A 1,541-nucleotide genomic window follows, 5' to 3' on the forward strand; every position below is an offset into this window, starting at 1 on the left:
TGCTGACGTATTTCCTACTGTCATCATTAAGAATATTGTGGATAAAAAACAATTACTGTTTTTTAAAATCTCAAATTCATAAACATCCGTATCATTTGTCATTTTATGGTGTGGGATATAGCCTTATGTGTAAAATTCTAAGTATTATCAATAGCATAAACAAGACTGTTTATTAATTAATTTATTCGTTAAAATATCGGTATAACGAGATGTATACTACATATCATTAACTTTTTAGGTGATAAAAGGAAATGGCGTACGATATTTCTAATTTCGAGTAATAACGAATTGATTTATTTTGTGTTTTCTCGTTATGGTTTAACGTATATTCTGTTAAATTCATAAAAATAGCTCCAACTCCAATTATTTAATGCTATTTTCGAAAGAATTGTTACTATCTTGACCATACTGATAAAAGGTTGACTTTCAACTAGTACATTGGAGTTAAAGGATGGTTAACATGAAAGATGAATTAAGTATAAATATCTATTTAGATGAAACTGATACTCCGTTTTCAAGATATTATAGCTCAGAAGATGTTCACTTAAGCTCTGACCTTGAAGATTTTATTTTGTCAAAGCTACACAGTGGTAAAAGAAAGGAAGTAGAAATATTTTTTTTAGGTCAGAATGATTTTGACGAAAAGTCACTGAAGACTGCCACATTTAACACTTTTTCTAACTTCTTGAACGAAGAGGAATATACATATGTTAGAAATGTTAAAAAGGCTATTGTTTTGTTTGTGCTTGGTATTATTGTTGGGGTGATATTTTTGAAGCTTTCAAGTAATCATGCCTATATTGCAGGAGTATTAAGTATTGTGAGTTGGGTTTTTATTTGGGCAGGTACAGAGGTTTATTTTTTTGAAAATCAGCAAATCAAAAGAAATATTAGAAAATGTAAGAACATTCTAGAGGCTAATGTGCACAAAAAATAGGGGTTTTAGTTCAATAAAACATACAAAAGGACAAAAAATTTGGTCCTTTTTCTTTTGCTTGCAACAAAGCCCTATAAAAAGGTGAATACAAGATTCCTTTTTATAGTAAAAAATATGAATTTTGGCATTATGTGATAGTATGTAATAAGAAGGAGGGGGGGAAAGCATGAAAAGGAAAGTCTATAGTCCTAAAGCATATAGAGATATATCTGTAAGCTATATAGCACTTGCAATAACTATTTTTGCTATGTTTATGTTTAATTTTGTAACGAAAGGAGATTATTCCCTTGTTTTGGGTATAATCCCCATAATCATAGCTTCCTTATTTGTTGGGGGTTATTATCATAAATTAAGCATAAATACTAAGGAAACATAAAATCATTCATTAAGAAACATGATCCAACGCCTCTAAAGATAGAGGCGTTTTTTCGGATTTTTAAATTCAACATTGTTAATTTCTACACCGATTGGTATTACTGTAACAGGTTTAATATTAGAGGAACTAACGGCTTCAATCTTAATTATTATAATAGGTACATTAACCGTTTTAACAGCGGTTATATCGTATATACTAATTTTAAGACAAGAGTCGATATATATAAAT

3 protein-coding genes are annotated in these 1,541 nt (G+C 29.3%); 2 read left to right on the forward strand and 1 reads right to left on the reverse strand.

The window, feature by feature from the left end:
• The first annotated feature begins 460 nt into the window (after window positions 1–460).
• Together V7183_RS25180 and V7183_RS25185 are read left to right on the forward strand one after the other, a co-directional pair.
• Window positions 461–937, forward strand: coding sequence for a hypothetical protein (locus V7183_RS25180; protein ID WP_097899528.1), 477 nt, complete (start codon window positions 461–463; stop codon window positions 935–937).
• Between the two features lie 166 nt (window positions 938–1,103).
• Window positions 1,104–1,313: a hypothetical protein gene (locus V7183_RS25185; protein ID WP_335361239.1), complete on the forward strand. Its 210-nt coding sequence runs from the start codon at window positions 1,104–1,106 to the stop codon at window positions 1,311–1,313.
• A 32-nt stretch (window positions 1,314–1,345) separates the two neighbouring features.
• Here V7183_RS25185 and V7183_RS25190 read toward each other — a convergent pair.
• A partial coding sequence (locus V7183_RS25190) for a hypothetical protein (RefSeq protein ID WP_335361240.1) occupies window positions 1,346–1,541 on the reverse strand: 196 nt, incomplete at its 5' end.

This window comes from Bacillus sp. JJ1127 (genome assembly GCF_036965845.1).
Classification (GTDB): domain Bacteria; phylum Bacillota; class Bacilli; order Bacillales; family Bacillaceae_G; genus Bacillus_A.

Coding starts and splice junctions, on each gene's coding strand:
- V7183_RS25185 (WP_335361239.1), top strand. CDS start 1,104: ATGAAAAGGAAAGTCTATAGTCCTAAAGCATATAGAGATATATCTGTA.
- V7183_RS25180 (WP_097899528.1), top strand. CDS start 461: ATGAAAGATGAATTAAGTATAAATATCTATTTAGATGAAACTGATACT.